Raw genomic sequence first — 26,299 nt, forward strand, 5'->3', positions numbered from 1 at the left:
GCGACTCACATCTGCAGGTACGATAACGTATTCCCACTCACTCAGAGCGAACCATGAAAAGAGTCTTCGTCGCCGGTACGATCCTGCTGCTGGCGGGCTGTAACATTAATCGCCAGGCTGAGGTCAGCACCCTGGACGCGCCAAATGGCATCGTCCGCCTCGACTACGGGCAAGCAATGCTGCAAAACGCCTATTCCGATGAGTATGTTAATAACGGCACCGCAGCTAAAGCGTGTCAGAGCATGGGGTATGCCACCGCCTCTGCCTATGGTCAGCCCATTAAAACCTGCACCCTGACCAGCGGCTCTCTGTGTCTCAATGAGAGCGTGACGATCCAGTATAAATGCATGGGCTTTGCTGTAAACCCTAAGGCAAATAACCCGTGGTATTAATCTGTGCTGCCAGTATTGACTGGCAGTGTATTTCATTACGAACAAAAACAATTCTCATTAATAAAATATAAATCGGCAATGCGTTTTATTCCCATTCGTATTTTAAATAAAGAAATAATTATTTTACGTTTTGCAAATAATTAAATAACAAATTATAGTGTCGCTCATTGTGAACCAGAATTAATAACCCGGAGCGTCACCATGCTGAAAACTGAAATGATCGACAAGCTCAATGCGCAAATGAACCTTGAGCTTTTTTCATCCCTTCTCTACCAGCAGATGAGCGCCTGGTGCAGCTACCACAGTTTTGAAGGCGCTGCCGCCTTCCTGCGCCGCCACGCGCAGGAAGAGATGACCCATATGCAGCGTCTGTTTGATTATCTGACTGACACGGGCAGCCTGCCGCGCATCGATAACGTTGCGTCCCCGTTTGCCGAGTATAATTCGCTTGATGAGCTCTTCCGTGCGACCTATGAGCACGAGCAACTGATTACGCAAAAAATTAACGAACTGGTTCATGCGGCAATGATCGGCCAGGATTATCCGACCTTTAATTTCCTGCAGTGGTACGTGGCAGAGCAACACGAAGAAGAGAAACTGTTTAAATCCGTGCTGGATAAATTGTCTCTGGTGGGGAAAACAGGCGAAGGTCTTTACTTTATCGATAAAGAACTTTCTACCCTCGATACACAGAAATAATATTGCTGCGGTGCTGTTTTCAGCGCCGCACTTTTATTCTCCGCGCACAGATTTACATACACCCCGCACAGCTTGTACACCGCCAGTCCTGCGTATTGACCGCCTGGTAAAAATACCGGTAGTTAGCCGTCTCCAGCGGAATACCGGCGTCAAAAAAAACATCTGTCAGCCAGTCTACGTTTTCGATGATCCACTCATCTTCTTTTAGCCCCTGCGCAAAGGTGTCGTCCTCAGGATCGATGATCGAATAAATGGCCCAGGTGCCCATATCCCTTTCACGACGCGATTCAGGAAGCTGCAGGGCCTGGTTCTGCCAGCTGATTATCCAGTGACCATGGCACAGTAAATTACCGCCCCGGCTCCACGCCGCGGTAAAGGGATTATTTCCCGCCATCTGCCCTCACATTATTTGAAAACTTATAGTTATTGTTTAAATTACGCCTGATTTTTCGGCAAAAATAGTGCCCTTACGAAGTAGGTATCCCCTCCCAAAGGGGCAGGTCCGGGTAAATTACCTAAAGTCGAAAAATATCGTAAATAATTCATTACACCTACTGTAACGGTCATTTGACGAAGCGGGGCTTTTCCCTTACTCTGCGCCGCAGAATTTGTCGCGATTACGAATCGTTGTAGAGGAATGCGTGAAAAACAGAACCCTGGGAAGTATTTTTATCGTCGCCGGAACGACGATTGGCGCAGGAATGCTGGCGATGCCTCTGGCTGCCGCAGGCGTTGGATTTGGAATGACACTGCTGCTCCTTGGCACACTCTGGGCGTTGATGTGCTACACCGCCCTGCTCTTGCTTGAGGTTTATCAGCATGTGCCCGCGGATACCGGCCTGGGTTCTCTTGCGGCACGCTACCTGGGACGCTATGGCCAGTGGATAACCGGCTTTAGCATGATGTTCCTGATGTACGCCCTGACCGCGGCCTATATCAGCGGCGCCGGCGAGTTAATCGCCTCCAGCGTTAACGACTGGTTCGACGCTGACATCACGCCTTCAACGGGCGTTATCTTCTTTGCGCTTATTGGCGGGGGTGTGGTCTGTGTGGGGACTTCGCTGGTCGATCTGTTTAACCGTTTTCTGTTCAGCGCCAAGATACTGTTCCTGATTGTGATGCTGGTTCTGCTGGCACCGCATGTTCACAAGGTCAATCTGCTGACGCTGCCGCTGGAAAAAGGGCTGGCGCTGTCCGCGATCCCGGTTATTTTCACCTCGTTTGGCTTCCACGGCAGCGTGCCCAGCATCGTGAGCTATATGAACGGCGATATCCGTAAGCTACGCCGCGTCTTTATGGTGGGGAGCGCCATCCCGCTGATTGCCTATATTTTCTGGCAACTGGTGACGCTGGGGAGCATTGACGCGTCGACCTTTACCGGGCTGATGGCGGAACACGCTGGCCTGAACGGTTTTCTGCTGGCACTGCGCGAGGTAGTCACCTCCCCGCACGTTGAGCTGGCGGTCCATCTGTTTGCCGACCTGGCGCTGGCCACCTCATTCCTGGGCGTGGCGCTCGGCCTGTTTGATTACCTGGCCGATCTGTTCCAGCGTCGTAATACTGCCGCAGGACGCTTACAGACAGGGGCAGTCTCCTTCCTGCCTCCTCTGGCGTTCGCACTGTTTTACCCGCGTGGGTTCGTGATGGCGCTGGGGTATGCAGGTGTGGCGTTATCCGTGCTGGCCCTGCTGCTCCCTTCCCTGCTGGCCTGGAAGAGCCGCCAGCAGCATCCTCAGCAAGGGTACCGCGTCATGGGCGGCAAACCGCTGCTGTGCATGGTGTTTGCCTGCGGAGTGATGATTATTCTGGTGCAGTGCTTGATAGCCGCAGGGATGCTACCGGAAGTGGGTTAACAAAAAAGGGGCTGAAATCAGCCCCTTTTTATTAGTGCAAACAGCAGCTCTTAAACTTCTTCCCGCTGCCGCACGGACACGGATCGTTACGCCCGACCTTTGTGCCGTTAACAATCGGTTTTTTTGCTTCCGGCTGCTGTGGGTTGTCCACCCAGTAATTGTACAAACGCAGAGCCGCAGGCTGAATGCTCTCAATGCTGGCTTTATATTCGTCTTCGCTCAGCTCATCCAGCTTCTCGCTGTTCTCGTCTGTACCGTGCAGCGCAATCGCATCAAGATCGGCCTTCAGTGCTTCCGGTAAGGCTGACCAGTCCGTCAGCGCCACACCGCGCATATAGCCATAACACCACTCTTCAACAACGGTATAGCTCTCGCCGTCGACATCGTTGTAACCAAACATCGGCTCAAACTGATCCGGGTATTCGCTCAGGCGCTCAGCAATGTCGTTCATATGCTTAAAGCAGAGGTCGATAAAACGGTGCATTTCACGATCGTTTTTCCAGCGCGGAATGTATTTCTCCCCACCCCACACGGCCACCAGCCAGGTATCTGGCTCAACGACAACAGGGCCGGAAAGGACTGCGGTAAGCATGCCGTCCAGTTCAGACACGTCAATCACGGACGCATCGTCATGACCGTAAGACATTAATGTCTCTTCCAGCCACGCCATTTCGCTTTCATTCAATGGGCCTTCAGTCATCGCTGACACTCCTGATAAAAAAGGAAAAGATCCTGACACATATCTCACGGCTTTCCTATCTGAAGTTTAGGTCTTTATTGCTGCAAAAACGTGCAAATCGTGACCATTGCACAACTTATGGGCTTTGTTGTTAACGATATGTGATCTCCGCTGTAATTTCATCGCGTCCCACAAGGTGCCATATCACCGCACTCTATACTCAAACATGTCACAACCCGCTCAATGGGTTAACCATTCTGGCAACGATTTTGCTTAATGTTCTTCGCGCGAACCTGCGCAGGGAAACCTCGCCGTATTACGCAGGCGTTGTCTGGATCTTGTTCGTTTAGTGCATTTTGTTCTTGCTCGTGTTTTTGGATTGGCTGCGCCGTCGGCGTCCGGGTTTACGCCGTGGTGCAAAAACCTCTTTGCTAAGGAACATAATAATGTCGCTGAAATTTATCAGAACTCCCCTTTCTCTCGTGCTGGCCGGTTGTCTGGTGACGGCATTTTCTGCGCATGCAGATATTGTCATTGGTGTGGCCGGGCCGTTTACCGGCCCAAACGCCACCTATGGCGATCAGTACTGGCACGGTGCAACGCAGGCCGCTGAAGACATTAACGCCGCAGGCGGCATTAACGGCGAGAAGATTAAGCTGGTTCAGGGGGATGATGCCTGCGAGCCGAAACAAGCCGTGGCCGTCGCCAACCGCCTGGTCGACCAGGATAAAGTCAACGCGGTGGTCGGCCATTTCTGCTCCTCTTCCACAATGCCCGCCTCCGAGGTGTACAGCGACGCGGGGATCCTTGCCATTACCCCCGGCTCGACCAACCCGCTCATTACCGAACGAGGCATGACCGATATGTTCCGCATGTGTGGTCGCGATGACCAGCAGGGCCAGGTCGCCAGCGATTTCATTATCGATAAGCTGAAAGCCAAACGTGTGGTCATCATCCATGACAAAGACACCTACGGTCAGGGGCTGGCAGACGCCACCAAAGCTGCGCTGGCGAAGCGCGGGGTTCAGGATGTGATGTATGAGGGCTTATCCCGTGGTGAGAAAGACTTTAACGCGCTGGTGACAAAAATCGGCGCGCAAAAGCCGGATGTGGTGTTCTTCGGGGGTTGTCACCCTGAAGCCGGCCCGCTGGTTCGCCAGATGCGTGAACAGGGCGTACAGGCGAAATTCTTCTCCGGCGACTGTATCGTCAACGAAGAGATGGTGACCGCGGCGGGTGGGCCACAATATACCAAGGGTATTTATATGACCTTCGGTAAAGACCCGCGTCTGATCCCGGATGGGAAAGCGGTCATTGAGAAATTCCGCGCCGGTAAATTCGAGCCTGAAGGTTACACCCTCTACTCTTATGCCTCCGTTCAGGCCATTGCCGCGGCCTTCAAGGCTACGGGCGGTAAAGACTCGGCTAAAGCCAGCGAATGGCTGAAAGCCAATGCCGTCGACACGGTTATGGGCAAAAAAGCCTGGGACAGCAAAGGCGATCTGAAAGTGTCTGACTACGTGGTGTATCAGTGGGACGATAACGGAAAATATAAGGAAGTTCAGTAACGGGACGGAGTCACGCTCAACGCCGGCAGGTTCGCCTGTCGGCGCGTAATAAACATCAGGCTGCGCGTGCCGCGCAGCTTAAAATAACGAGCGCGCTATGATGAGTACATTCTTCCTGCAACAGTTAATAAATGGCTTAACGCTGGGCTCCGTCTATGGATTAATCGCCATCGGCTACACCATGGTGTATGGCATCATTGGTATGATTAATTTCGCCCACGGCGAAGTGTATATGATCTCCGCCTACCTCTGCGCCATTGGCCTGGCGCTGCTCTCCTTCTTCGGCCTGCAGTCGTTCCCGTTGCTTATCCTCGGTACGCTGATCTTCACGATTGTGGTGACCGGTGTTTACGGCTGGACTATCGAGCGCATTGCCTATAAGCCGCTACGCAACTCTACCCGTCTGGCACCGCTTATCTCCGCCATCGGGATGTCTCTGATTTTGCAAAACTACGCGCAGCTGAGCCAGGGGCCACGTCAGCAAGGGGTGCCCACGATGCTGGATGGCGTACTTCGCCTGCATATTGGTGAGGGGTTCGTTCAGATAACCTACACCAAAGTGTTTATTCTGGTTGCCTCGTTCGCCGGCATGCTGTTGCTGACATGGATAATCAACAATACCCGGCTTGGGCGGATGTGCCGTGCGGTGCAGCAGGACCGCAAAATGGCCTCCATTCTGGGCATTAACACCGACAGAATCATTTCGCTGGTCTTTGTGATTGGCGCGGCGATGGCCGGTCTGGCGGGTGTGCTCATCACCATGAATTACGGCACCTTCGATTTCTACGTCGGATTTGTCATTGGCATCAAGGCGTTTACCGCAGCGGTGCTCGGCGGGATTGGCTCCCTGCCCGGTGCGATGCTCGGCGGGTTGATTCTGGGCGTCGCCGAGGCGCAATTTTCCGGCATGGTGAACTCAGATTATAAAGATGTGTTCTCGTTTGGCTTGCTGGTCTTGATCCTGATTTTTCGTCCTCAGGGTCTACTTGGCCGCCCGATTGTCGCCAAAGTGTGAAGGAGAATACGATGACCTCTCACGGCTTTTCGCTTAAGCGCTGCATTCTGGACGCCATTTTTTCCGGGCTGATTGCGTTAATAATTTTTGGCCCGATTGCCGGCGTGGTGCTGGACGGATACAGCTTTAATTTCGCCGGACAGCGGCTCGCATGGATAGTCGGCATCGTAATGCTGGGTCGTTTTCTGCTGAGCGCTTTTTTAGGCACCGCTCCGGGTGCACGTTTCCAGGCACGTTTTGAAGCCGACAGCGCGGGGGTTTATGTCCGGCCGCCGGAATACAAAAGCCGCATGCGCTGGATAATCCCGCTGATTATCGCCCTTGCGATCTGCTTTCCCTTCGTTGCTACCAAGTACGTGCTCACCGTCGCCATTCTTGGGCTTATCTACGTGCTTCTCGGTCTCGGGCTGAATATTGTGGTCGGGCTGGCCGGGCTTCTGGATCTCGGTTATGTCGCTTTTTATGCCATCGGCGCTTACGGGCTGGCGCTGGGGTATCAGTATCTGGGATTAGGATTCTGGAGCATGCTGCCGCTGGCGGCGATTATGGCTGCCGCGGCCGGCGCCCTGCTCGGCTTTCCGGTGCTGCGCATGCACGGTGATTACCTGGCGATCGTCACGCTTGGCTTTGGGGAGATTATTCGCCTGATCCTCAACAACTGGCTGACCTTCACCGGTGGCCCGAACGGCGTTTCTGCCCCACCTCCCACCTTTTTCGGACTGGAGTTTGGCCGCCGTGCCAAAGAAGGAGGCGTGCCCTTTCACGAATTTTTCCATCTGACCTACAACCCGAACATGAAGTTTATCTTTATCTATACGGTCCTGTTCCTGGTGGTGATGCTGGTGCTGTATATCAAGCATCGTCTGACGCGGATGCCTATTGGTCGGGCATGGGAAGCCCTGCGGGAGGATGAAATCGCCTGTCGCTCAATGGGATTAAATCATGTGCTGGTCAAGCTCTCGGCCTTTACGCTGGGTGCGTCGACTGCCGGCATCGCCGGGGTGTTTTTTGCCACTTATCAGGGCTTTGTCAACCCGACATCGTTTACCTTTTTTGAATCGGCGCTGATCCTGGCGATTGTGGTGCTCGGCGGTATGGGCTCAACGCTTGGCGTGGTGCTGGCGGCGTTTGTGCTCACGGTGACGCCGGAGCTGCTGCGCAGTTTTGCCGAGTACCGGGTTTTGCTGTTTGGCATGCTGATGGTGGTGATGATGATCTGGCGTCCACGCGGGTTGATCCGCATTAACCGCAGCGGGTTTGCCGTGCGTAAGGGCGTAGCGCCATGAACGGAACGATATTAAGCGTTGAACATCTTATGATGCATTTCGGCGGGATCAAGGCGTTAAACGACGTCAACCTGGACGTGCAGCGCGGTTCAATTACTGCGCTTATTGGCCCAAACGGCGCGGGAAAAACCACCGTCTTCAACTGCCTGACCGGTTTCTATAAGGCTTCCGGCGGCAATATTTTCTTTAATACGCACAATAAGACGACCAACGTCATTCAGATCCTCGGGCAAAACTTCCAGCCAGGGGACTGGATCCACCCTGCGCAGTTTGGGCAACGCCTGTTCTACAAAATGTTCGGCGGCACTCACCTGGTGAACCGCGCCGGACTTGCGCGCACCTTTCAAAATATTCGTCTTTTTCGCGAGATGTCGGTCGTGGAAAACCTGCTCGTGGCACAGCACATGCGCGTCAATCGCAACCTGCTGGCTGGGGTATTCAATACGCCAGCGTACCGTCGGGCGGAAAATGACGCGCTGGACAGGGCCTTTTACTGGCTGGAGGTGGTCGATCTTGTGGAGTGCGCCAACCGCCTGGCGGGCGAGATGTCGTACGGTCAACAGCGGCGCCTGGAGATCGCGCGGGCCATGTGCACCGGCCCGGAAATGATCTGTCTGGATGAACCCGCCGCCGGGCTGAACCCGGTAGAGACACATAAGCTGAGTAACATTATTCGTTTTCTGCGCGACAACCACGGCATAACGGTATTACTGATTGAGCACGACATGGGGATGGTGATGGAAATATCGGACGACATTATTGTGCTCGACCATGGCGATGTGATTGCCCGGGGGAAACCTGAGCAGATCCAGCATGACGAAAAGGTGATTGCCGCCTATCTGGGCACCGATGAAAGCGAGGTCACCCTATGAATGAGCCGCTGCTGGCATTTCGCGAGGTGGATGTGTTCTATGGCGTGATCCAGGCGCTGAAACAGGTATCCCTCGAAGTGCATAAAGGGGAAACGGTGGCGCTTATCGGCGCAAATGGCGCGGGTAAATCGACATTGCTGATGTCTATTTTTGGCCAACCGCGTATTCGTAACGGGCAAATCCTGTTTTGCGGCGAAGACATCAGCCATAAATCTACCCACTATGTGGCCTCCGGCGGCATAGCACAGGCACCCGAGGGGCGGCGTATCTTTCCGGATATGACGGTTGAAGAGAACCTGCTGATGGGGACCATTCCTGTCGGCAATCAATTTGCTGCCGACGATATGCAGAGCATGTTTGAGTTGTTCCCCCGCCTCAAAGAACGCCGTAAACAGCGAGCCATGACCATGTCCGGCGGAGAACAGCAAATGCTTGCCATCGCCCGCGCGCTAATGAGCCGCCCTAAACTGCTACTGCTGGATGAACCCAGCCTGGGTCTGGCGCCCATAGTGGTTAAGCAGATCTTCCAGACGCTGCGCGAGCTGGCTCGCAACGGCATGACCATTTTTCTGGTAGAGCAAAATGCGCATCATGCTCTGAAGCTTTCTGACCGTGGCTACGTCATGGTCAACGGGCAAATTCGCCTCAGCGGCACCGGCGAGGAGTTGCTGGGAAACCAGGAGGTAAGAAAAGCCTATTTAGGCGGAGTGTAATTCATACGCGTGTCATACTCATGTCGCGCATAACTGTAAATATATGTCAGGCGATACGACGCGGGTGATTCAATTTACCGCTATTAACATCTTCGCTGATTATTTATGAAAGATAGACATTTGCGGCCATCGGTCCGCTGAGTCCGTTAATGCGACAGAACTCAACGCGAATCCCGGGAAGGAGCGTTTCTTTTTCGTTGTTATTAAAGGCTGAAATGTGGAGAAAAACGTCCTTTCGACCATCTGAAGGGATGATTAGGCCTTTACCACTGTGCATATCAAAACTTTTGACAATTCCTGTCATTTTACGAGACAAATAAGATCCTCTTAGAAAACATGCATTAACTATACACACAAATTAATTTTAAGCTAATGCAGCGTGACACTTTTTATGTGAGCCTTCCGGAAGGCTAAAATAAAAATTGCTAATTCTCCCGCCTCATGCATTAATGAAGTCGTTGGTTTAATCCACACACGAGCGTAAAAAATTTTACCCGGCAGTCCTCATAACCAGGCGCTATCGCTGATATCCCCTCCTTTTGAGTCCATACGTTTAATATTATACGTTTCTTAGCATTTCAAATACTCACAAGGAGTCTGCATGTCTTCAAGAATTATAGGTTTGGTTAAGTGGTTTAACGAAGATAAAGGTTTCGGTTTTATCTCTCCTGTCGATGGTAGCAAAGATGTGTTTGTGCACTTTTCTGCTCTGCAGGGTGATGATTTTAAAACTCTCTTTGAAGGCCAGAAAGTCGAATTTGCTATCCAGAGTGGCGAAAAAGGCCCTGCTGCTGCAAGCGTAATACTTTGCGATAGATAAAGTTATCACGGACCCGCGATCACGATGATGGATTTTTCCTGAGTAGACGGGTCCTGGATTAGAAGGCTTTTTCTGAGCAACAGGTCAGCATATTTTTCTCGTAGAAAGAGTGTGCTGACCGATGTGATGAAGTGCAGGTCTGCTGCACGAAGAGTCTTAAAGCAGAAGCGAGCTGCTTGTAAAATATCAAAGTGCGTAAGAGGTCAGGCAACCTCCAAAAGCATCACTTCTTCAATGTTGCTTTGCCAAATGAGATCGTCTGTAAAGACGCAAATTCATCATCTGGCAAATGCATTTTTAGAATTTTTGAGCGGTTTTGAAAAGAGTGCTGCAGTGTGGGCAGACAAGTTGAGCCCCTTTTTGTACACGGCTGAAACTATGCTCAGAGTCTTTTGAACAGTTTGGACATGGACATTTAACTAAGTAATTGCGACGGAATTGTGTATTTTTACGTCCTGACATAGGCATCTCCTGATTTAAACGACTGTCACCATACACGTTCACGAAGATGATTGCTTGCTTTTATTTCCGAATGATTGCAAAAACCAAAGAAAGTACAAATGCAACGCTTTTTCGAAAATTAAATACCGCTAATGTTAAAAAAGGTAAATGATATCAACTTAAATATTCACTTCAGATGCCCATGTTGTCATGGCTCCCAATACAGAACGTCGATTTTTGATGTGTCTGAAAAAAATCCGTATGGCGCTAAATGCATTTTCTGCAAATCGACGATGACATTCGCAGACAGACCTGACAGCCAGACAAAAATTTTCGCGCCGTCCTGATTCCCCTCGCCTTCACAGAGAAGGTGCTTAAGCAGATAACGACCAACAAGGTGAGATATGAAGAAAGTCATCGTCTTTTTCAATGGTAAACCGAGCAATGTTGTCACCGTGCTTAAGGGTATTACATCCATACGGCAGGAATATCCGAATGGTGAAGCGATAAACCTGCAGATAATGTCCGCAGGTTTTCCTTCTTTGACCGGCGATCATGAAGTGGTTTATGTGGCGTCGGACAGGGAGCTGACTTCTCAGGAAATTCTGGATGCGGCTAAGAAATATTTATAATTACTCAGAATGTATGGCTGTTCTTGTAGATGCCCTTGTTTAAGGGTAATCCCCTTCTTATTTGTGCTGCTAACATCTTTTATTTACCCTCCCCGCGTTAAATACCTTATACGGAATGAATAATACGTTAACGCTATCGCGAACAAACACATCCCTAATAGACTTAATTGCGTCATAATGTGTCAGGTGGCTTATTGTCTCAGCCCTGATTCATTCAGTTGTGTGTCAGACACAATATGCGTTACCTCATCCAGGTGCCCAATTCTGGCCTCCCCTGAACGATTAAACTTACTCTTATCTATCAACAATAAAGACTGAGAAGCACGCTTGAGTAGCAGCGATTTGAAGCCAGCGTTGACCCTGTTGGAATCCCACAACCCTCCATGACTGTCTATCCCTTCGCAGGAGAAGATAAACAGGTCGATGTCCAGCAGTTTGAGTTGTGAAATCAACGAGGGGTTAACGTAGCAGCCATACTTACGCTCGAGTTTACCGCCGGAGCTAATAAGTTGAATCTGTTCACGTTTGCCCAGTTCCAGGCAGATGGGGTGACTGTTAGTAAAGACCTGAATATCGATGTCAGGCAGTTGACGCGCAAGATACCAGCAGGTTGAGCTGGCATCCAGAGCAATGACCATCCCGGCTTCAATCCACTCCAGCGCTTCTCTGGCGATATCCGCTTTATGCGTGAAGTGGCTCTTAAGGCGAATATGAAAAGGATCGCCGCTGTCCTGGTTTTCCCGGTGAATATATTTCGCCCGCCCGTGGTTGCGCAGCACTTTTCCCTGCGCCTGCAGTTCGCTGAGATCGCGGCGAATGGTCTCTTTACTGACGTTAAGCTGGGTGGATAAAACGTCCGTCGTCAGACTATGATGCTGAATCAACAGGTCGATTATCGTTTGCTGACGTGCCTCTTTCATTTTTTCTCACCCATCATTCGATACACGCCCGCGCTGGCGGGCGCACCGGCATGAGATTACGGCGTTACCCCCTTTTTTAAAAGAATATTCCCGTATTTAGCACACTCCCCTGTGACAACCATCGCAAAGGATTTTTTGGCACGTGCATAAAACGCATAGCGGTCAATGCGGGTAATTGCCGGACAGGGTGCCTGACGTGAAAGCGCATCGCGATAGCGAGCCTCAACACGGGGATCGAGGGAGTCACCCTCAACTGCAGCCATCATCACCAGTGGCGGCGCGTAGCTGTCGAGCTCAAACAGCGGGATAATCGCATGCAGCAATTCGCTGACCTTTAGCCCATCGGCGCGTATAACCTGCGGTCCCATACTGTGGGCGGGGAAATGGGCATCAGAAAAAATAATCTCATCGCCGTGGCCCATTTCGGCCAGGACTTTCAGTAGTTCAGGTGATATTAACGGTGAAATCGTTTTTAACATCTCAAACTCCCTCGATCGGTGCAGAGTCGGTTTCCGGAAAGAAGTAGCGGTACTGATGATGCATCTGCGCTCTGGCGTGTTCCGGGCTCGTAAATTCTCCGACTCCGTACCAGCCAAACAGGGCTGCCCCCGCGACAGTGGTTTCTGCATCATCAAGTACCTTGATAGGGATGCCGAGCATATTGGCTTTGATCTGGTTCCACAGCATGTTACGGCTGCCACCGCCGACCAGCAGCAGTTCAGTCGCATTGAAGTGACCGATCTTTTCCAGCGTGCGCAGATTCTGCGCCAGCTGCCCGGTGAGGCCCTCCAGCGCAGCGCGATAAAAATGACCGCGTGTGGTGTTGAGTGTGACGCCCTCCCAGCCTGCATGCTGACAGCCGAGGAGATCACAGTGCATTTTCACCCCTTCGGACCCCATGGGTATGCGGCGGGCTGTCTCAATCAGCGTTTGCCAGGGCGTCTCTTCGGTCCAAAGCAGTTTACGTACCCATTCAAGTACGCCGGATGCCAGCCACTGCATGCCAGGGTTATACAGCCCTGGCTGGCTGTCCAGTTCGCAGGTAGAACCGACGTAGCGACTGAGCAGCGGCGTGTTGACCTGTGCACTGCGCACCATCAGGATCTCCCATGTTCCCGAGGAGAGGACGGGTTCATCCGCCGCGGCACCTGCACCAAACAGCGCAAACTGGGTATCGTGTCCGGCGGAAATCACCGGGATACCGGCGGGTAGGTCAAGCCATTGGGCAGCATCAGACTGTAAATTACCGACGAGCTCACCGGCTTCCACCAGACGTGGGAAGAGCCGATGCGGCAAACCCGCCGCCTGCAAAATTTCATGGCTGAAATCGCGCTGTTGAATATCCAGCATCTGGCTGGTCCCTGCCATAGTAACGTCGGTGGTGAATTCGCCGGTCAGACGGTGGTTAATCAGCGACGAGATAAACAGCCAGGCGTGTGCCTGTTCCAACAGCTGCGGGTGATTTTCTTTTAGCCACACCAGCTTATACAGCGTATTAAAGCCAAATGCCCCCACGCCGGAAATGTCCTGAAGCCGCTGAGGTGACAGCAAGCGGCCAATATTTTGCATCACTTCGGCGGTGCGTGGGCATTTCCAGCTGATGATTGGGTAGAGCAGCCTGCCGTGCTCATCGACCAGCGCGCCATCAACGCCGAAGGTGGTCACCGTGACGCCGCGAACGTGGCAGTTTGCCAGACTCGTCTTCAGCGAGCGGCAACAGTCCGCGAAGCGTTGCATAATGGCATCGAGAGACCACTGGTGCCAGGCGCTATTTTCTATGGCGATGTCGCTGGCATTTGCCGTAGCGGCACGGGCGATAATTTTGCCCTGCCGGTCAACGGCAATGGCCCGGATATTGGTCGCTCCGCAGTCGAGAACCAGAATAACCTCTTGTTTCATAGCAACTCCTGAAACGTCGCCGGCTAACGTGTCGCTTATCCGGCCTGCAATTCGGTGTTTTACAGGCCCGGTAAACATACGCTCCCGGGCAAAGACGTTTACTCAACGTTTGTACAGCGGGCCATAGTTTTGACAGGCACGGTAATCCTGGCCTTCGCTATCCATGCCGTGCGCAGCCCAGGCGGAAGGACGATAGACCTTCGACTCTTCCACGTTATGCATGCAGACCGGAATTCGCAGCATTGATGCCAGGGTGATGAAGTCTGCGCCAACGTGGCCGATGGTCAGCACGCCATGGTTTGCCCCCCAGTTCGCCATCACGGAATAAACGTCGGTAAAGGGACCTTTACCCGTCAGACGTGGCGCAAACCAGGTGGTCGGCCAGGTTGAGTTGGTACGGGCGTCAAGCTGATCGTGCATCTCTTTCGGCAGTTCCACGCTCCAGCCTTCTGCAATCTGCAGAACCGGGCCAAGACCTTTGATGATATTCACGCGGGTCATGGTGAACGGCACGCCGCCTTCCGTCAGGAAGCGAGAAGAGAAACCGCCGCCGCGGAAATATTCATGTATCGCCGGACACCATTCGGTGGCCGCCAGGCAGGCATCAACCTCCTGCTTGCTTATGTCCCAGAATGGTTTCATCGTTGGCTTGCCATCGCTGCCGCGCTGTTTGCATGAGCCATCGAGAGCCGCAGAGCCGGAGTTGATCAGGTGGATAATACCCTTCTCAGCCAGACCGCTGAGCGGTTGACCGGTCACGCGCGCTACCGCGTCTGGAGACCAGTAGGTGCGCACGTCGGCGAACACCTGTGCTGTGCCGGTCAACTGATGGCCCATTAGCATCGCCACGCCGTTGAGGCTGTCATTTTCGGTCGCGACGACAAAGGGTTCACGCACGCCATTCCAGTCAAAGGAGCTGTTAAGCAACGCTTCGGCGGTATCGCCGTTCGGGTATTGATCGGTCCAGTGACGCTGGCCCTGGAAGCCTGCCGCAATGGCGTTGTAGCCCAGCGATTCTTCCACCCGCCCTTTTTCCGCCAGTGCTGGGTTGCCCTGCATCATGTCGCGGATACACATCGCCATCAGCAGGCTCTCTTTCAGCACCTCACGGTTCTGCGCTTCGTTACGCTTATACTGCTGCGCGTTCTGGTCTTCGCCGTAACGGAAGTTTTTGTCCGCCCAGGCCAGCGCCATTTCCAGTTCGGTTTCATCGAAGATTTTCTGATCAATGCGGCGGCGCAGTTCAGTCATATCAACTGCCTGTACCTTCATCCCCAGCCAGGATTCGAAAAAGTTAGGGTCGACGATGGAACCGGCAATCCCCATCGACACACCCCCAATGGAGAGATAGCTTTTCCCTTTCATACTGGCGACGGCTAAACCGGCACGCGCAAAGCGCAGCAGTTTTTCCTCAACATCTTCGGGAATCGAGGTGTCGTCGGCGTCCTGGACATCATGACCATAAATAGAGAATGCCGGAATCCCTTTCTGGCTGTGTGCAGCCAGCGCGGCGGCCAGATAAACGGCACCCGGACGTTCAGTCCCGTTAAAACCCCAGATGGCTTTCGGACGCATGGGGTCCATATCGATCGTTTCGCTCCCGTAGCACCAGCACGGCGTCACGGTGATGGTCACGCCGACGTTCTGGCTGCTGAATTTTTCTTCACAGGCGGCGGATTCGGCCATCCCCGCAATGCAACTATCAGCAATGACGCATTCAATTTGCTCGCCGTTGGGGTGACGAAGCTTTTTAGTGAGCAGCGCGGCGGTGGCGTTGGCCATATTCAGGGTTTGCTCCTCCAGAGACTCACGAACCCCCATACGACGACCATCAATCACCGGACGGATACCTATTTTCGGTAAGCTGATTTTTTTCATGACAGATCCCTCACGTTTTCGGATACAGGTTTAATTCGTTGCCGCTTGCGAACGGAAACGGGCAAAGATGAAGATGACGGCAAAACACACTGCCGGAACCAGTTCTGCTGTTGGGATATTGCCTGCAGCATCGCTGACAAAGCCCATGACCGGCGTCACAATCCCGCCGCCGATAATGGTCATGACGATGAATGACGAGCCGTATTTGGTGTCCTGACCCAGGTTCTTAATCCCAAGGGAGAAAATGGTTGGGTACTGAATAGACATAAATGCACTGCACAGCGTTAGCGCCAGTAGACCGAAATGGCCGCCGAATACGGCGGAGACCAGGCATAGCACCATGGCAAGCAGGGCATAAGCGGCCAGTACTTTATGCGGTGCGAAGCGGCTGATTAGCCATGTACCGGTAAAGCGACCGATGAAGAAGCACACCATGGTGCCGGTCAGGTAGTTGGCGGCGAAACCTGGCGTCATACCGGGGATCTCTTCAATAGCGTACCGGATCAGATAACTCCAGCAGGCAGTTTGCGCGCCGACATAGCAGAATTGCGCCAGCACCGCCCAGCGCCAGTGGCGAATACGGACCAGACGGGAAAGAGAGGCAGAAAATGTGCTTTGTGTGCCGTCGACGTGATTATCGCTCTGAAGGACCGGAAATTTGGTCAACATAATCAGCAGGGCGACCAACAATACAATTGCCACGATAATCATATAAGGCGTTTGTACGGATAACACCAGGCTATGCTTATACATGCTTAGCTGTTCTGGCGTCATTTTATCGAGTACCGACTGAGAGTGATGGGGCACGTTAGACAAAATTAGGCTTTGTCCAAACACAACGGCAATAATCGCGCCAAAAGAATTAAAAGTTTGCGCCAGATTAAGACGGAAATGACCACCACTCTCTGGCCCCAGCACTGTCACAAAGGGGTTAGCAGCAGTTTCAAGGCAACCTAACCCCGCCGCTATAATAAAAAGACCGACAAGAAACAATGTATAATTCATTAACTCAGCCGCAGGCCAGAATAATGCAGCACCAATAGCATATAAAAACAGCCCGGTAATGATACCTGCCTTATAGCTGAGTTTTTTCATCAGTATTCCGGCAGGCACTGGAATGACAAAGTAGCCGAAATAGAACGCAGATTGTATCAGGCCAGCCTGGAAGTTTGTCAGGGTAAAGGCTTGCTGAAACTGGGGGAGTAAAATGTCATTCAGGTTATTAGCGACTGCCCAAAGAAAAAAAAGTGAGCAGAGTAACGCGAAAGGAATAATGTAACGCTGGGCTTGCCCGGCATTGACCGCACGAAAACTCTGCGTTGGTATTGTTGTATTTCCCATAACACCCTCGTTAGTCAGAAGCGTCAGAATGTGACTTTCCTTTCTTTCCAGACGGTAAAAATAAAAGGTGCTTTACTCTTACTGGTGCGAATCTGGCGATCGGAATGATCTCGTGAATGCATTTTCATGTAAAAAAGGGGGGCGAATATGATGACAATCACATTTAACGGCAACGCGATATCTTTATGTGATCGTTATCACTTTAAATTTAATAAAAACAACCCTCATCGGGGAAAATAAACATGAAAAACCACAACCCCAGTGACCGATTTAATGTATTACTCCGGAAACGGGCATTTTCACGGTAAAAATCATCAAAACGACTGTTTGAATAAAAATCTTCTGAATCGGTCATTTTTACCGAAATGAATTAATCGAATAAGGATCAATTCCCTACTATTAATTGACGACGATCACAAAGTGAAACCACCGGAATTCTTTTAGCGTTATTCCCTATAAAGATGGTGCGCAAATATACGGTTAATTCATCAGGACAACAGGCTTGTTCTGCTGGTGCTTTAGATCATCAAGAGAGGTAACAAATGGAACGAAATAGACTGGCGCGGCAGATTATTGATACCTGCCTGGAAATGACCCGTCTGGGGCTAAATCAGGGCACGGCTGGCAACGTCAGCGTGCGCTATCAGGACGGGATATTGATAACGCCAACGGGGATCCCCTATGAAAAACTGACGGAGTCACACATCGTTTATATTGATGCCGACGGTCAGCATGAACAGGGCAAACTGCCTTCCAGCGAGTGGCGTTTCCATATGGCCGCCTACCAGACGCGTCCGGATGCGCAGGCGGTGGTGCATAACCATGCGGTGCACTGTACCGCCGTGTCTATTCTTAACCGCCCTATCCCGGCCATTCATTACATGATTGCCGCCGCAGGCGGTAATTCCATACCCTGCGCGCCATATGCCACATTTGGGACACGCGAGTTGTCCGACTATGTCGCCTTTGCCCTCAGGAACCGCAAAGCAACGCTGTTACAGCACCACGGATTAATTGCCTGTGAAGCAAATCTGGAAAAAGCCCTGTGGCTGGCGCATGAAGTTGAAGTACTGGCACAACTGTACCTTTGCACGCTGGCAATAACGGATCCGGTCCCGGTACTGGATGACGATGCTATCGCCATTGTGCTGGAAAAATTCAAAACCTACGGACTGCGCATTGAAGAATGACATCGCATAGCAAACAGGAGAAATGCCATGGCGAAAAGAATGATTTTGAACGAAACGGCCTGGTTTGGCCGGGGCGCGACAGGGATGCTTTGCGATGAGGTAAAGCGTCGCGGCTATCAAAAAGCGCTGATTGTCACCGACAGGACGCTGGTACAGTGTGGCGTGGTGGCGAAGGTCACGGATAAGCTGGACGAAGCGGGGTTGGCCTGGGAAATATACTCCGGCGTGCTTCCTAACCCGACAATCGGAATAGTACAGGAAGGGCTGGGTGTTTTTCAGAACAGCGGCGCAGATTACCTTATCGCTATCGGGGGCGGCTCGCCTCAGGATACCTGTAAGGCAATCGGCATTATCAACAATAACCCGGCGTTTAAGGATGTTCGTAGCCTTGAAGGCCAGTCCCCAACCCGTAACCCCAGCGTACCCGTTCTGGCCATTCCCACTACAGCCGGAACAGCGGCTGAAGTGACTATTAACTACGTAATCACTGATGAAGAGAAGCGGCGTAAATTTGTTTGCGTCGATCCGCACGACATTCCGCAGGTCGCTTTTATCGATGCAGATATGATGGACGGTATGCCGCCAGTGCTGAAAGCAGCAACCGGCGTTGATGCGCTAACCCATGCGATTGAAGGGTATATTACCCGGGGCGCATGGGCCTTGACCGATGCGCTACACATCAAGGCGATTGAGATTATTGCCGGCGCGCTGCGCGATTCAGTCAAGGGCGATCGAGATGCCGTCGAGGCGATGGCGCTGGGCCAGTATGTTGCCGGCATGGGCTTTTCCAACGTTGGCCTGGGGCTGGTTCACGGTATGGCGCACCCGCTGGGTGCTTTTTATGACACACCGCACGGCGTGGCGAATGCCATTTTGCTGCCCCATATCATGCGTTACAACGCTGACTTTACCGGCGATAAATTCCGCGATATTGCACGAGCGATGGGCGTGAAGGTTGAAGGGCTGAGCCTTGCAGACGCGCGCAATGCTGCCGTGGATGCCGTCTTCAGGCTTAATCACGATGTGGGCATCCCGCTCCATCTGCGTGAGGCTGGAGTACAAAAGGAAGATATCCCGATGCTGGCCCAGGCGGCATATGATGATGTCTGTACTGCCGGCAACCCACGGGAAGCGAGCCTGGCAGATATTAGCGAGCTGTACCATACCGCCTGGTAGTGCGACTGCGTTACCCGGTTTAGAGGCCCCTTCTGGGCCGGGTGACGCAGAGAGACAGTGCCATCAGTATTTAAAACCGTGATTTCGCAGCTGACGATCTACGCCGACAGATCCTATCGCTAATGGCCATTGTTGGGCATGATTGCCCTCTTATTGTGGCGAAGTTGAAGGGTGAAACTAGGGTATACGGCGAAAAACAGGCACAAAAAAACCACCTTTCGGTGGTTTCACGACACTGCTTATTGCTTTGATTATTCTGCTTTTTCCCATGGTAGCCGGAGTGGGACTTGAACCCACACAGCGCGAACGCCGAGGGATTTTAAATCCCTTGTGTCTACCGATTCCACCATCCGGCCAGGGAAGAAAGTGGAGGCGCGTTCCGGAGTCGAACCGGACTAGACGGATTTGCAATCCGCTACATAACCGCTTTGCTAACGCGCCGTAAAACTTTTTTACGCGACACCCGCGATTGCGCATGTCTTTAATCTGGAGCGGGAAACGAGACTCGAACTCGCGACCCCGACCTTGGCAAGGTCGTGCTCTACCAACTGAGCTATTCCCGCATGTCATCAAGTTAACTTCTAACCACTTGATTTCATTATCGTCCGGCTAGCTGTGCCGCCGTTCGATGCGTTGCATTCTACTGATATGACGGTATGAGTCAACGTTATTTTTTGCATCCCCGGATCGTTTGTTGAAAATTACGTCGAAACGATCACTGATCAAGCAAATCGCCGCGGGCAGCGTTTAAATATTGCAGCATAGACCACAGCGTTAGTACCGCAGCAACCCACAGCAGCCCAATCCCCGCCCACTCAACCCAGGCGTTTGGACGCCAGAGCATCCAGACCAGCGAGGCCATCTGCGCGGTGGTTTTCACTTTACCAATCCACGATACCGCGACGCTGCTGCGCTTACCCAGCTCCGCCATCCACTCACGCAGCGCAGAGATGATGATCTCACGACCAATCATAGTTGCTGCAGGCAGCGTTACCCACCACGTGTGGTAGTGCTCAGCCACCAGCACCATCGCGATAGCGACCATGACCTTATCGGCGACCGGGTCGAGGAAGGCACCGAAGCGGGTGCTTTGGTTCCAGCGGCGTGCCAGATAACCATCAAACCAGTCCGTAACCGCAGCCACCAGGAAAATCAGTGCACAGGCAAAAGGGGCCCAGACGACTGGCAGGTAAAACGCCAGTACAAAGAACGGGATAAGCACAACGCGAAAAAGAGTGAGCAACGTAGGGATATTAAATTGCATAATGACGGTAACTGTTTGTTGTCAGTAAAATTTAGCTCTATGTTGCTACAGAGCCCTCAATGTTTCAACGAGTAGTAGATCTTTTCTGCCAGCGCTTGCGAAATACCCGGCACTTTTGCAATTTCCTCCATGCTGGCATTGAGTAATCCTTGCAATCCGCCCATATATTTAAGCAACATCTGCCTGCGTTTTGGCCCGACGCCTTCGATGGTCTCAAGCGTACTGGTGTTTTTTACCTTCGCCCGTTTTTTCCGGTGCCCGCTGATGGCGTGATCGTGTGACTCATCGCGGATATGCTGGATAACATGCAGTGCCGGAGAATCCGGCGGCAGGCTGAAGCCCTCCCCTTCCGGTTCGAAGAAGAGCGTCTCCAGACCGGCTTTACGATCGGCCCCTTTTGCCACACCCAGCAGCAACGGATGGTTTTTATCCCAGCTCACATCAAGTGAGTCAAAGACCGCTTTCGCCTGCCCGAGCTGCCCTTTCCCGCCGTCAATCAGTATCACATCCGGGATTTTGCTCTCTTCGATGGCTTTACCGTAGCGACGGCGCAGCACCTGGTTCATGGCTGCATAGTCATCACCCGGCGTGATCCCGGTGATGTTATAGCGACGATATTCCGCGCGCAGCGGGCCGTTAGCATCAAACACCACGCAGGAGGCCACGGTCTGCTCGCCCATCGTGTGGCTGATGTCGAAGCACTCCATCCGTTTAACCTCCGGCAGCTTCAGGAGCGTAGCCAGTGCCGTTAAACGCTGGTGGACCGTCGATTGCTGGGACAGTTTTGTGGTAAGCGCCGTCGCCGCGTTGGTCCGGGCAAGTTTCAGGTAACGCGCGCGGTCACCGCGCGGTTTGGTCTGCACGTTAACCCGACGACCAGCCAGTTCTGACAGCGAATCCGCCAGCAGTGTTTTATCATCGAGATTGAAATCAAGCAGGATCTCCGATGGCAGCGTACGCATCTGACTCCCCTGCAGATAGAACTGGCCGACGAAGGTTTCAACCACCTCACCCAGCTCCGTCCCCCCCGGCACTTTCGGGAAATAGCTGCGGCTCCCGAGCACTTTACCCTGACGAATAAACAGCACATGCACGCAGGCCATGCCGGCGTCAAAGGCAACGCCGATCACGTCGAGATCGTCACCGGTGTTCGAGACAAACTGTTTCTCAGTGACTCTGCGCACCGCCTGGATTTGGTCGCGGATCCGCGCGGCCTCTTCGAACTCCAGCGCTGCACTGGCTTTCTCCATCCGGGCAATCAGCTGCGTTAATACCTGATCGTCTTTCCCGGCTAAAAACAGGCGCACATACTCGACCTGCTGCGCATACTCGTCTTCACTCACCAGTCCGGCAACGCATGGCCCCAGACAGCGGCCAATCTGGTACTGCAGACACGGGCGCGAGCGATTGCGATAGACACTGTTTTCACACTGGCGAACAGGGAAGATTTTTTGCAGCAGCGCCAGCGTCTCACGTACGGCATAGCCGTTGGGAAACGGGCCGAAATATTCACCCTTGGCATGTTTTGCACCGCGGTGCATAGCAAGCCGGGGGTGCGTATCGCCACTCAGGAAGATGAACGGATAGGATTTATCATCGCGTAACAGCACGTTGTAGCGCGGCTGATAGAGCTTAATATAGTTATGCTCAAGCAGCAGCGCCTCCGTCTCGGTATGCGTGACGGTAACATCAATATTCTGTATGAGTGCGACCAGTGCTTCGGTCTTGCGGGAGGCAAGGTTACTGCGAAAATAGCTGGAGAGGCGCTTTTTGAGATCTTTCGCTTTCCCCACGTAGATAACCGTACCGCCAGCGTCATACATACGATAGACGCCAGGCTGGCTGGTTACGGTTTTCAGAAATGCTTTTGAATCGAACACATCACTCACTGACTTAACAACGTCTCCGCATTACATAAACCATGCCGGATGGCCAGATGAGTCAGTTCAACATCACCATGAATGTTCAGTTTGCTGAACATGCGATAACGATAGCTGTTCACCGTTTTCGGGCTAAGATTCAGCTGTTCCGAGATCTCATTTACCTTCTGACCTTTGGTGATCATCAGCATAATCTGCAATTCACGCTCGGACAAACTGGCAAACGGCGATTCCGTTTTCTCGGGTTCGATCTGACTCAGGGCCATCTGCTGAGCAATGTCGGAAGCAATGTAACGCTGTCCGGCAAACACGGAACGGATAGCATTGACAACCTCCTGCGGCGCGGCACCTTTACTCAGGTAACCGGCAGCGCCCGCCTGCATCACTTTCGCGGGCAGCGGGTTTTCAGTATGCACGGTCAGCATGATGACTTTTGTATCAACAAAGGTACGCGCGATTTTGCGGGTTGCTTCAAGACCACCGATACCGGGCATGTTCATATCCATCAACACCACATCGGCCGAATTAGTGCGGCACCATTTTACGGCATCTTCGCCGCAACAAGCCTCACCAGCAACTTTAATACCTTTTATATCTTCAAGAATGCGTCGTATCCCTGCGCGCACCAGTTCGTGGTCATCAACAAGAAGGACGTTGATCAAAGGAAATGTCTCCAGAATAGGGATAACGCTACTGAGTGATAATTTGGTTTATATTAACGGTTTTCCTCACAAGATTAAAACGTTAAAAAATCGGCTATTCGATTTCGCTCTCGTTTTTGGAAATTAGGCTGTACAGAACGTGGAAAGAGAGCCCGCGCCACCAGGGCTTGTGCAGCTTTTTTTAAGCATCTGTATTCAAAAAGTTACAAAAAACCTGTCGCCTGAGTCCGTAAAAAAACAGTTCTTAAATTTTTGTAACAATAATTAACGACAAGCGAACCGGGTATAAACAATTCGTCGCTATTAACGCCGCACAGTTTAGCGGCACGCGTTGTTTACGCAAATAAACATCCAGTGTAAAAGTACGAAAAACAACCGCTGCATTTTTTGCTGCGCCTTGTGGTATACTCCGCCGCCTTGACTTTCATCGTCGCGCACGAGCGCCGTTTTATAATGAGGAAAATAAATGAGCACACCTGAATTTGCCACTGCGGAGAATAACCAGGAACTGGCACAGGAAGTAAACTGCCTGAAATCGCTGCTAACGCTGATGCTACAGGCGATGGGCCAGGCTGACGCCGGTCGTGTGATCATTAAAATGGAAAAACAAATCGCGCAGATGGAAGACCAGGCTGAATCCGCGGTATTTGCCAACACCGTTAAGCAAATTAAACAAGCCTACCGCCAGTAATAAAAAACGGCTGGATGCGGTGCATTCAGCCGTTGCCTCGTCTGACACGCAGAACGTACTCTCTACTCAAATAAGCCCGGTCGCCGCCGCGTAACACGCGATCTGCGTCTTGTTAGGCGCATTGAATTTCTTCTGCATATTCTTCTGATGAAAGTTAACCGTATTCTCTGAGATGGAGAGAATGATCGCAATTTCCGCCGACGTCTTCCCTTCCGCGGTCCATTTAAGAATTTCCCGTTCACGTTTGCTGAATTTCATCTCAGGCGGCATCACCATCTCATCTTCAAATCGAATCAACGATGTTAAGGCCACTTGCACCAGCAGTTGTAACCGCAGCTCTATTTCCTCGTGGTCTAGCGGGCTCTCCAGCATGCTAGTACGAGAAACCGACAGAAAACCGAGAGCATGATTCGGCAGCATCAGACACTGCGTTATTCCTGTACGTAAGCCGTGCTCCCGTGCGCTATGCCATAATTCCTCAGCATCCGCGAATAATTCGTCAGTCCAGGGTAAATGCCCCTGGATGAAATTCTCCGGTTTTAACACCGGGTCAATGGCGAAATAATTCTTCGACTGATATTGCGCCTGCCACAGTGGCGGATAAGTGGTATGCACAGAAATCTTAGGCCGCGTAAAAGGCACGGGATGGCGTACGCAGAGTGCGTAATAATCGAATTCTAGCGCCTGAGTTTGTCGCTGAAGTTCCTGATATACCTCGTCGGCACAGGTCAATTTCTGAAACCGGAGGGAGCATTCCCGTCGCCAGGTGAAAAAGTCTGAATCCTTCATACTTACTAAATGAAGCCTCTGAAATGATATTCATTATTATGGTGAATATAACCTAACACATAAAACTTATTTCTAACTACAAAATATCGGCAACAGCACAATTAACTTTACGTTTGATAAGGTTTATTGGGCCTGAGCGGAATAAAAAAACACGGTGTCGGGCGCAGGGGGAGAATAATTTGCCCCAGATGAATTTTCTGGAGCAAATTAGTGCAAAAATTCTACTGCATAAGGAATTTTTCAAGGAACTGACGGGTTCGCGGCTGCTGTGGGTTGGCAAATAAGTGTTTTGCCGGCCCCTGCTCCACGATCCTTCCCTGATCCATGAAAATGGCGCGGTCCGCCACGTCACGAGCGAAGCTCATCTCGTGGGTAACGATAACCATTGTGCGTTTCTCCTGTGCCAGCTGGCGGATGGTGTTCAGCACCTCGCCCACCAGCTCAGGGTCGAGCGCAGAGGTCGGTTCATCAAAGAGGATCACATCCGGGCGCATCGCCAGCGCGCGGGCAATTGCCACACGCTGCTGCTGACCACCTGACAGGCGGCGCGGGTAGCTGGTTTCTTTACCGGCCAGCCCGACTTTTGCGAGCAACTCGCGCGCGCGAACCGTCGCGTCCTCTTTGGCTTCCCCTTTTACAATGACCGGGCCTTCAATGATGTTCTCCAGCACCGTCCGGTGTGGGAAGAGATTGAAGTTCTGGAAAACAAAGCCCACATGCTGGCGCAACTGGCGAATCAGACCTTTTTGCTGGCTGATGGATTTGCCGGTATCAATCGTAATATTCCCCACCCGAATCGTGCCTTCTTCAGGCTGTTCAAGCAGGTTGATGCTGCGCAGCAGCGTTGTTTTCCCGGAACCACTCGGGCCGATAATGGCGACCACTTCACCCTGCTCAACCTCCAGATCAATCCCGTGGAGCACCGTTTGACCGTGGAATTTTTTCACCAGGTTTTTAACGTCGATAGCACTCATTTTGGATCACGCTCCTGGCGGTTAAGCTGGTTTTCGAAATAGTTTTGCAAGGCGGATAACACCGTCGCCATTACCCAGTAAATCAGCGAGGCCGCCAGATACATGGTGAACACTTCCAGGGTGCGCGAGGTAATAAGCTGCGCCTGACGGAACAGTTCCGGTACCTGAATAGTGGCCGCCAGCGACGTGTCTTTCACCAGGCTGATAAAGCTGTTGCTGAGCGGCGGAAGCGCCACACGCGCCGCCTGAGGCAGAATGGCTCTGCGCAGCGTTTGCCAGGGCGTCATACCGATACTGGCCGCCGCTTCCCACTGCCCTTTATCAATGGACGAGATTGCCGCACGCAGCGTTTCAGAGGTGTATGCCGCCGTATTGAGCGACAAACCAATCATCGCCGCCGGGATCGGATCCAGCTCAATACCAAACTGCGGTAAACCGTAGTAGATCATAAAGAGCTGCGCGATAAGCGGCGTGCCGCGAAACACAGAGATATAAAAACGCGCCACCCAGCGTACTGGTAAGACGGGTGACATACGCATTAAGGCCAGCACAAACCCGAGTACCAGTCCGAAGAACATCCCGCCAATACTGAGCTGTAACGTAAATACCGCACCTTTAAGCAGGTACGGCAGGGAATCAATAACCAGTTGAATACTTTCTTGCAT

At 52.2% G+C, this 26,299-nt stretch carries 30 protein-coding genes and 3 tRNA genes; 15 read left to right on the top strand and 18 right to left on the bottom strand.

Annotated elements, in window-relative coordinates; translation table 11 throughout:
• Positions 1-53: 53 nt before the first annotated feature.
• Both yecR and ftnA read left to right on the top strand, forming a co-directional pair.
• Positions 54-392, top strand: coding sequence for a YecR family lipoprotein (gene yecR / locus AC2FAP_RS08805; RefSeq protein ID WP_020883365.1), 339 nt, complete (start codon positions 54-56; stop codon positions 390-392).
• A gap of 201 nt (positions 393-593) precedes the next feature.
• On the top strand, positions 594-1,091 hold the full coding sequence (gene ftnA, locus AC2FAP_RS08810; protein WP_014170693.1) for a non-heme ferritin: 498 nt from the start codon (positions 594-596) through the stop codon (positions 1,089-1,091).
• A 52-nt stretch (positions 1,092-1,143) separates the two neighbouring features.
• Here the strand turns inward: ftnA and AC2FAP_RS08815 are convergent, their stop codons facing one another.
• Complete coding sequence (locus tag AC2FAP_RS08815) at positions 1,144-1,485, bottom strand: hypothetical protein (RefSeq protein ID WP_279257646.1); 342 nt, start codon at positions 1,483-1,485, stop codon at positions 1,144-1,146.
• 247 nt (positions 1,486-1,732) lie between these two features.
• Here AC2FAP_RS08815 and tyrP point away from each other — a divergent pair, with 247 nt between their 5' ends.
• Complete coding sequence (tyrP, locus tag AC2FAP_RS08820) at positions 1,733-2,944, top strand: tyrosine transporter TyrP (RefSeq protein ID WP_485452912.1); 1,212 nt, start codon at positions 1,733-1,735, stop codon at positions 2,942-2,944.
• Between the two features lie 31 nt (positions 2,945-2,975).
• Here tyrP and AC2FAP_RS08825 read toward each other — a convergent pair whose 3' ends face one another.
• Positions 2,976-3,644 (bottom strand): YecA/YgfB family protein, encoded by a 669-nt coding sequence (locus tag AC2FAP_RS08825; RefSeq protein WP_020883362.1) that lies wholly within the window; start codon positions 3,642-3,644, stop codon positions 2,976-2,978.
• A 425-nt stretch (positions 3,645-4,069) separates the two neighbouring features.
• Between AC2FAP_RS08825 and AC2FAP_RS08830 the strand changes: the two genes are divergently transcribed.
• The 5 genes from AC2FAP_RS08830 to AC2FAP_RS08850 all read left to right on the top strand — a co-directional run bounded on the left by AC2FAP_RS08830 (position 4,070) and on the right by AC2FAP_RS08850 (position 9,077).
• Entirely contained in the window at positions 4,070-5,191 is a 1,122-nt protein-coding gene (locus tag AC2FAP_RS08830; protein ID WP_020883361.1) for a branched-chain amino acid ABC transporter substrate-binding protein, read from the top strand.
• A 100-nt stretch (positions 5,192-5,291) separates the two neighbouring features.
• Positions 5,292-6,206, top strand: coding sequence for an ABC transporter permease subunit (locus AC2FAP_RS08835; RefSeq protein ID WP_025203827.1), 915 nt, complete (start codon positions 5,292-5,294; stop codon positions 6,204-6,206).
• Between the two features lie 11 nt (positions 6,207-6,217).
• Positions 6,218-7,492: a high-affinity branched-chain amino acid ABC transporter permease LivM gene (gene livM, locus AC2FAP_RS08840; protein ID WP_020883360.1), complete on the top strand. Its 1,275-nt coding sequence runs from the start codon at positions 6,218-6,220 to the stop codon at positions 7,490-7,492.
• The gene (locus AC2FAP_RS08845) at positions 7,489-8,364 is read left to right on the top strand and encodes an ABC transporter ATP-binding protein (protein ID WP_449541764.1); all 876 of its coding nucleotides are present in this window, start codon (positions 7,489-7,491) and stop codon (positions 8,362-8,364) included. The genes livM and AC2FAP_RS08845 overlap by 4 nt, the downstream gene beginning before the upstream one ends.
• Positions 8,361-9,077, top strand: a complete 717-nt coding sequence (locus AC2FAP_RS08850; RefSeq protein ID WP_449541765.1) for an ABC transporter ATP-binding protein — start codon at positions 8,361-8,363, stop codon at positions 9,075-9,077. The genes AC2FAP_RS08845 and AC2FAP_RS08850 overlap by 4 nt, the downstream gene beginning before the upstream one ends.
• A gap of 103 nt (positions 9,078-9,180) precedes the next feature.
• Here AC2FAP_RS08850 and cspF read toward each other — a convergent pair whose 3' ends face one another.
• Positions 9,181-9,393, bottom strand: coding sequence for a cold shock-like protein CspF (gene cspF / locus AC2FAP_RS08855; protein ID WP_025203826.1), 213 nt, complete (start codon positions 9,391-9,393; stop codon positions 9,181-9,183).
• A 285-nt stretch (positions 9,394-9,678) separates the two neighbouring features.
• On the opposite strand from cspF, the gene AC2FAP_RS08860 reads away from it, so the two are divergent.
• Positions 9,679-9,897 carry a cold shock domain-containing protein gene (locus AC2FAP_RS08860; protein WP_014170702.1) on the top strand — a complete coding sequence of 73 codons (219 nt, stop codon included), beginning with the start codon at positions 9,679-9,681 and terminating at the stop codon, positions 9,895-9,897.
• 297 nt (positions 9,898-10,194) lie between these two features.
• On the opposite strand, the gene AC2FAP_RS08865 is transcribed toward AC2FAP_RS08860, so the two are convergent.
• The gene (locus tag AC2FAP_RS08865; RefSeq protein WP_305961753.1) at positions 10,195-10,365 is read right to left on the bottom strand and encodes a YnfU family zinc-binding protein; all 171 of its coding nucleotides are present in this window, start codon (positions 10,363-10,365) and stop codon (positions 10,195-10,197) included.
• A gap of 125 nt (positions 10,366-10,490) precedes the next feature.
• On the opposite strand from AC2FAP_RS08865, the gene ymcF reads away from it, so the two are divergent.
• Together ymcF and AC2FAP_RS08875 are read left to right on the top strand one after the other, a co-directional pair.
• Positions 10,491-10,685, top strand: coding sequence for a cold shock small protein YmcF (gene ymcF, locus AC2FAP_RS08870; protein ID WP_032669962.1), 195 nt, complete (start codon positions 10,491-10,493; stop codon positions 10,683-10,685).
• 57 nt (positions 10,686-10,742) lie between these two features.
• A complete protein-coding gene (locus AC2FAP_RS08875; RefSeq protein ID WP_014170703.1) occupies positions 10,743-10,970 on the top strand; it encodes a hypothetical protein in 228 nt (75 codons plus the stop codon).
• 191 nt (positions 10,971-11,161) lie between these two features.
• Here the strand turns inward: AC2FAP_RS08875 and fucR are convergent, their stop codons facing one another.
• The 5 genes from fucR to fucP all read right to left on the bottom strand — a co-directional run bounded on the left by fucR (position 11,162) and on the right by fucP (position 17,008).
• Complete coding sequence (gene fucR, locus AC2FAP_RS08880) at positions 11,162-11,890, bottom strand: L-fucose operon activator (protein ID WP_032678450.1); 729 nt, start codon at positions 11,888-11,890, stop codon at positions 11,162-11,164.
• Positions 11,891-11,946: 56 nt separating this feature from the next.
• Positions 11,947-12,369 (bottom strand): L-fucose mutarotase, encoded by a 423-nt coding sequence (fucU, locus tag AC2FAP_RS08885; RefSeq protein ID WP_449541767.1) that lies wholly within the window; start codon positions 12,367-12,369, stop codon positions 11,947-11,949.
• 1 nt (position 12,370) lies between these two features.
• Positions 12,371-13,789: an L-fuculokinase gene (gene fucK, locus AC2FAP_RS08890; protein ID WP_421636713.1), complete on the bottom strand. Its 1,419-nt coding sequence runs from the start codon at positions 13,787-13,789 to the stop codon at positions 12,371-12,373.
• 102 nt (positions 13,790-13,891) lie between these two features.
• Positions 13,892-15,667, bottom strand: a complete 1,776-nt coding sequence (fucI, locus tag AC2FAP_RS08895; protein WP_449541769.1) for an L-fucose isomerase — start codon at positions 15,665-15,667, stop codon at positions 13,892-13,894.
• Positions 15,668-15,697: 30 nt separating this feature from the next.
• Positions 15,698-17,008, bottom strand: coding sequence for an L-fucose:H+ symporter permease (fucP, locus tag AC2FAP_RS08900; protein ID WP_447841150.1), 1,311 nt, complete (start codon positions 17,006-17,008; stop codon positions 15,698-15,700).
• A gap of 542 nt (positions 17,009-17,550) precedes the next feature.
• On the opposite strand from fucP, the gene fucA reads away from it, so the two are divergent.
• Positions 17,551-18,198, top strand: a complete 648-nt coding sequence (gene fucA / locus AC2FAP_RS08905) for an L-fuculose-phosphate aldolase (protein ID WP_020883353.1) — start codon at positions 17,551-17,553, stop codon at positions 18,196-18,198.
• A gap of 27 nt (positions 18,199-18,225) precedes the next feature.
• Positions 18,226-19,374 (top strand): lactaldehyde reductase, encoded by a 1,149-nt coding sequence (gene fucO / locus AC2FAP_RS08910; RefSeq protein ID WP_331704431.1) that lies wholly within the window; start codon positions 18,226-18,228, stop codon positions 19,372-19,374.
• Between the two features lie 269 nt (positions 19,375-19,643).
• Here fucO and AC2FAP_RS08915 read toward each other — a convergent pair.
• From AC2FAP_RS08915 to uvrY, 6 genes are all read right to left on the bottom strand, one after another.
• Positions 19,644-19,730: transfer RNA gene (locus tag AC2FAP_RS08915), tRNA-Leu, on the bottom strand.
• A gap of 11 nt (positions 19,731-19,741) precedes the next feature.
• Positions 19,742-19,815, bottom strand: a tRNA-Cys gene (locus tag AC2FAP_RS08920).
• Between the two features lie 46 nt (positions 19,816-19,861).
• A tRNA-Gly gene (locus AC2FAP_RS08925) sits at positions 19,862-19,937 on the bottom strand.
• Positions 19,938-20,089: 152 nt separating this feature from the next.
• Positions 20,090-20,638, bottom strand: a complete 549-nt coding sequence (gene pgsA, locus AC2FAP_RS08930) for a CDP-diacylglycerol--glycerol-3-phosphate 3-phosphatidyltransferase (RefSeq protein ID WP_014170706.1) — start codon at positions 20,636-20,638, stop codon at positions 20,090-20,092.
• Between the two features lie 56 nt (positions 20,639-20,694).
• Positions 20,695-22,527, bottom strand: a complete 1,833-nt coding sequence (uvrC, locus tag AC2FAP_RS08935) for an excinuclease ABC subunit UvrC (RefSeq protein ID WP_014170707.1) — start codon at positions 22,525-22,527, stop codon at positions 20,695-20,697.
• Positions 22,524-23,180, bottom strand: coding sequence for a UvrY/SirA/GacA family response regulator transcription factor (gene uvrY, locus AC2FAP_RS08940; protein WP_013096026.1), 657 nt, complete (start codon positions 23,178-23,180; stop codon positions 22,524-22,526). The genes uvrC and uvrY overlap by 4 nt, the downstream gene beginning before the upstream one ends.
• 399 nt (positions 23,181-23,579) lie before the next feature.
• On the opposite strand from uvrY, the gene AC2FAP_RS08945 reads away from it, so the two are divergent.
• Together AC2FAP_RS08945 and AC2FAP_RS08950 are read left to right on the top strand one after the other, a co-directional pair.
• The gene (locus tag AC2FAP_RS08945) at positions 23,580-23,660 is read left to right on the top strand and encodes a hypothetical protein (protein WP_418251707.1); all 81 of its coding nucleotides are present in this window, start codon (positions 23,580-23,582) and stop codon (positions 23,658-23,660) included.
• Positions 23,647-23,871, top strand: coding sequence for a DUF2594 family protein (locus AC2FAP_RS08950; protein WP_003859644.1), 225 nt, complete (start codon positions 23,647-23,649; stop codon positions 23,869-23,871). Before AC2FAP_RS08945 ends, AC2FAP_RS08950 begins: the two co-directional genes overlap by 14 nt.
• Positions 23,872-23,937: 66 nt before the next feature.
• Here AC2FAP_RS08950 and sdiA read toward each other — a convergent pair whose 3' ends face one another.
• The 3 genes from sdiA to tcyL all read right to left on the bottom strand — a co-directional run bounded on the left by sdiA (position 23,938) and on the right by tcyL (position 26,299).
• Positions 23,938-24,660, bottom strand: a complete 723-nt coding sequence (gene sdiA, locus AC2FAP_RS08955) for a quorum-sensing transcriptional regulator SdiA (protein ID WP_449541770.1) — start codon at positions 24,658-24,660, stop codon at positions 23,938-23,940.
• Positions 24,661-24,881: 221 nt separating this feature from the next.
• Positions 24,882-25,634 (bottom strand): L-cystine ABC transporter ATP-binding protein TcyN, encoded by a 753-nt coding sequence (tcyN, locus tag AC2FAP_RS08960; RefSeq protein ID WP_014170709.1) that lies wholly within the window; start codon positions 25,632-25,634, stop codon positions 24,882-24,884.
• Positions 25,631-26,299 carry a cystine ABC transporter permease gene (gene tcyL, locus AC2FAP_RS08965; protein WP_014170710.1) on the bottom strand — a complete coding sequence of 223 codons (669 nt, stop codon included), beginning with the start codon at positions 26,297-26,299 and terminating at the stop codon, positions 25,631-25,633. The genes tcyN and tcyL overlap by 4 nt, the downstream gene beginning before the upstream one ends.

Source organism: Enterobacter cloacae complex sp. 394I7, from assembly GCF_057320345.1.

What these genes read in the sequence shown, in the direction of transcription:
- ymcF (WP_032669962.1), top strand. Translation starts at nt 10,491, where the DNA reads ATGTTAAAAAAGGTAAATGATATCAACTTAAATATTCACTTCAGATGC.
- fucI (WP_449541769.1), bottom strand. Translation starts at nt 15,667, where the DNA reads ATGAAAAAAATCAGCTTACCGAAAATAGGTATCCGTCCGGTGATTGAT.
- tcyL (WP_014170710.1), bottom strand. Translation starts at nt 26,299, where the DNA reads ATGCAAGAAAGTATTCAACTGGTTATTGATTCCCTGCCGTACCTGCTT.
- fucP (WP_447841150.1), bottom strand. Translation starts at nt 17,008, where the DNA reads ATGGGAAATACAACAATACCAACGCAGAGTTTTCGTGCGGTCAATGCC.
- AC2FAP_RS08830 (WP_020883361.1), top strand. Translation starts at nt 4,070, where the DNA reads ATGTCGCTGAAATTTATCAGAACTCCCCTTTCTCTCGTGCTGGCCGGT.
- fucK (WP_421636713.1), bottom strand. Translation starts at nt 13,789, where the DNA reads ATGAAACAAGAGGTTATTCTGGTTCTCGACTGCGGAGCGACCAATATC.
- AC2FAP_RS08875 (WP_014170703.1), top strand. Translation starts at nt 10,743, where the DNA reads ATGAAGAAAGTCATCGTCTTTTTCAATGGTAAACCGAGCAATGTTGTC.
- AC2FAP_RS08815 (WP_279257646.1), bottom strand. Translation starts at nt 1,485, where the DNA reads ATGGCGGGAAATAATCCCTTTACCGCGGCGTGGAGCCGGGGCGGTAAT.
- livM (WP_020883360.1), top strand. Translation starts at nt 6,218, where the DNA reads ATGACCTCTCACGGCTTTTCGCTTAAGCGCTGCATTCTGGACGCCATT.
- sdiA (WP_449541770.1), bottom strand. Translation starts at nt 24,660, where the DNA reads ATGAAGGATTCAGACTTTTTCACCTGGCGACGGGAATGCTCCCTCCGG.
- AC2FAP_RS08865 (WP_305961753.1), bottom strand. Translation starts at nt 10,365, where the DNA reads ATGCCTATGTCAGGACGTAAAAATACACAATTCCGTCGCAATTACTTA.
- fucA (WP_020883353.1), top strand. Translation starts at nt 17,551, where the DNA reads ATGGAACGAAATAGACTGGCGCGGCAGATTATTGATACCTGCCTGGAA.
- AC2FAP_RS08850 (WP_449541765.1), top strand. Translation starts at nt 8,361, where the DNA reads ATGAATGAGCCGCTGCTGGCATTTCGCGAGGTGGATGTGTTCTATGGC.
- fucR (WP_032678450.1), bottom strand. Translation starts at nt 11,890, where the DNA reads ATGAAAGAGGCACGTCAGCAAACGATAATCGACCTGTTGATTCAGCAT.
- pgsA (WP_014170706.1), bottom strand. Translation starts at nt 20,638, where the DNA reads ATGCAATTTAATATCCCTACGTTGCTCACTCTTTTTCGCGTTGTGCTT.
- yecR (WP_020883365.1), top strand. Translation starts at nt 54, where the DNA reads ATGAAAAGAGTCTTCGTCGCCGGTACGATCCTGCTGCTGGCGGGCTGT.
- AC2FAP_RS08860 (WP_014170702.1), top strand. Translation starts at nt 9,679, where the DNA reads ATGTCTTCAAGAATTATAGGTTTGGTTAAGTGGTTTAACGAAGATAAA.
- ftnA (WP_014170693.1), top strand. Translation starts at nt 594, where the DNA reads ATGCTGAAAACTGAAATGATCGACAAGCTCAATGCGCAAATGAACCTT.
- AC2FAP_RS08845 (WP_449541764.1), top strand. Translation starts at nt 7,489, where the DNA reads ATGAACGGAACGATATTAAGCGTTGAACATCTTATGATGCATTTCGGC.
- fucO (WP_331704431.1), top strand. Translation starts at nt 18,226, where the DNA reads ATGGCGAAAAGAATGATTTTGAACGAAACGGCCTGGTTTGGCCGGGGC.
- AC2FAP_RS08825 (WP_020883362.1), bottom strand. Translation starts at nt 3,644, where the DNA reads ATGACTGAAGGCCCATTGAATGAAAGCGAAATGGCGTGGCTGGAAGAG.
- tcyN (WP_014170709.1), bottom strand. Translation starts at nt 25,634, where the DNA reads ATGAGTGCTATCGACGTTAAAAACCTGGTGAAAAAATTCCACGGTCAA.
- fucU (WP_449541767.1), bottom strand. Translation starts at nt 12,369, where the DNA reads ATGTTAAAAACGATTTCACCGTTAATATCACCTGAACTACTGAAAGTC.
- AC2FAP_RS08950 (WP_003859644.1), top strand. Translation starts at nt 23,647, where the DNA reads ATGAGCACACCTGAATTTGCCACTGCGGAGAATAACCAGGAACTGGCA.
- AC2FAP_RS08835 (WP_025203827.1), top strand. Translation starts at nt 5,292, where the DNA reads ATGAGTACATTCTTCCTGCAACAGTTAATAAATGGCTTAACGCTGGGC.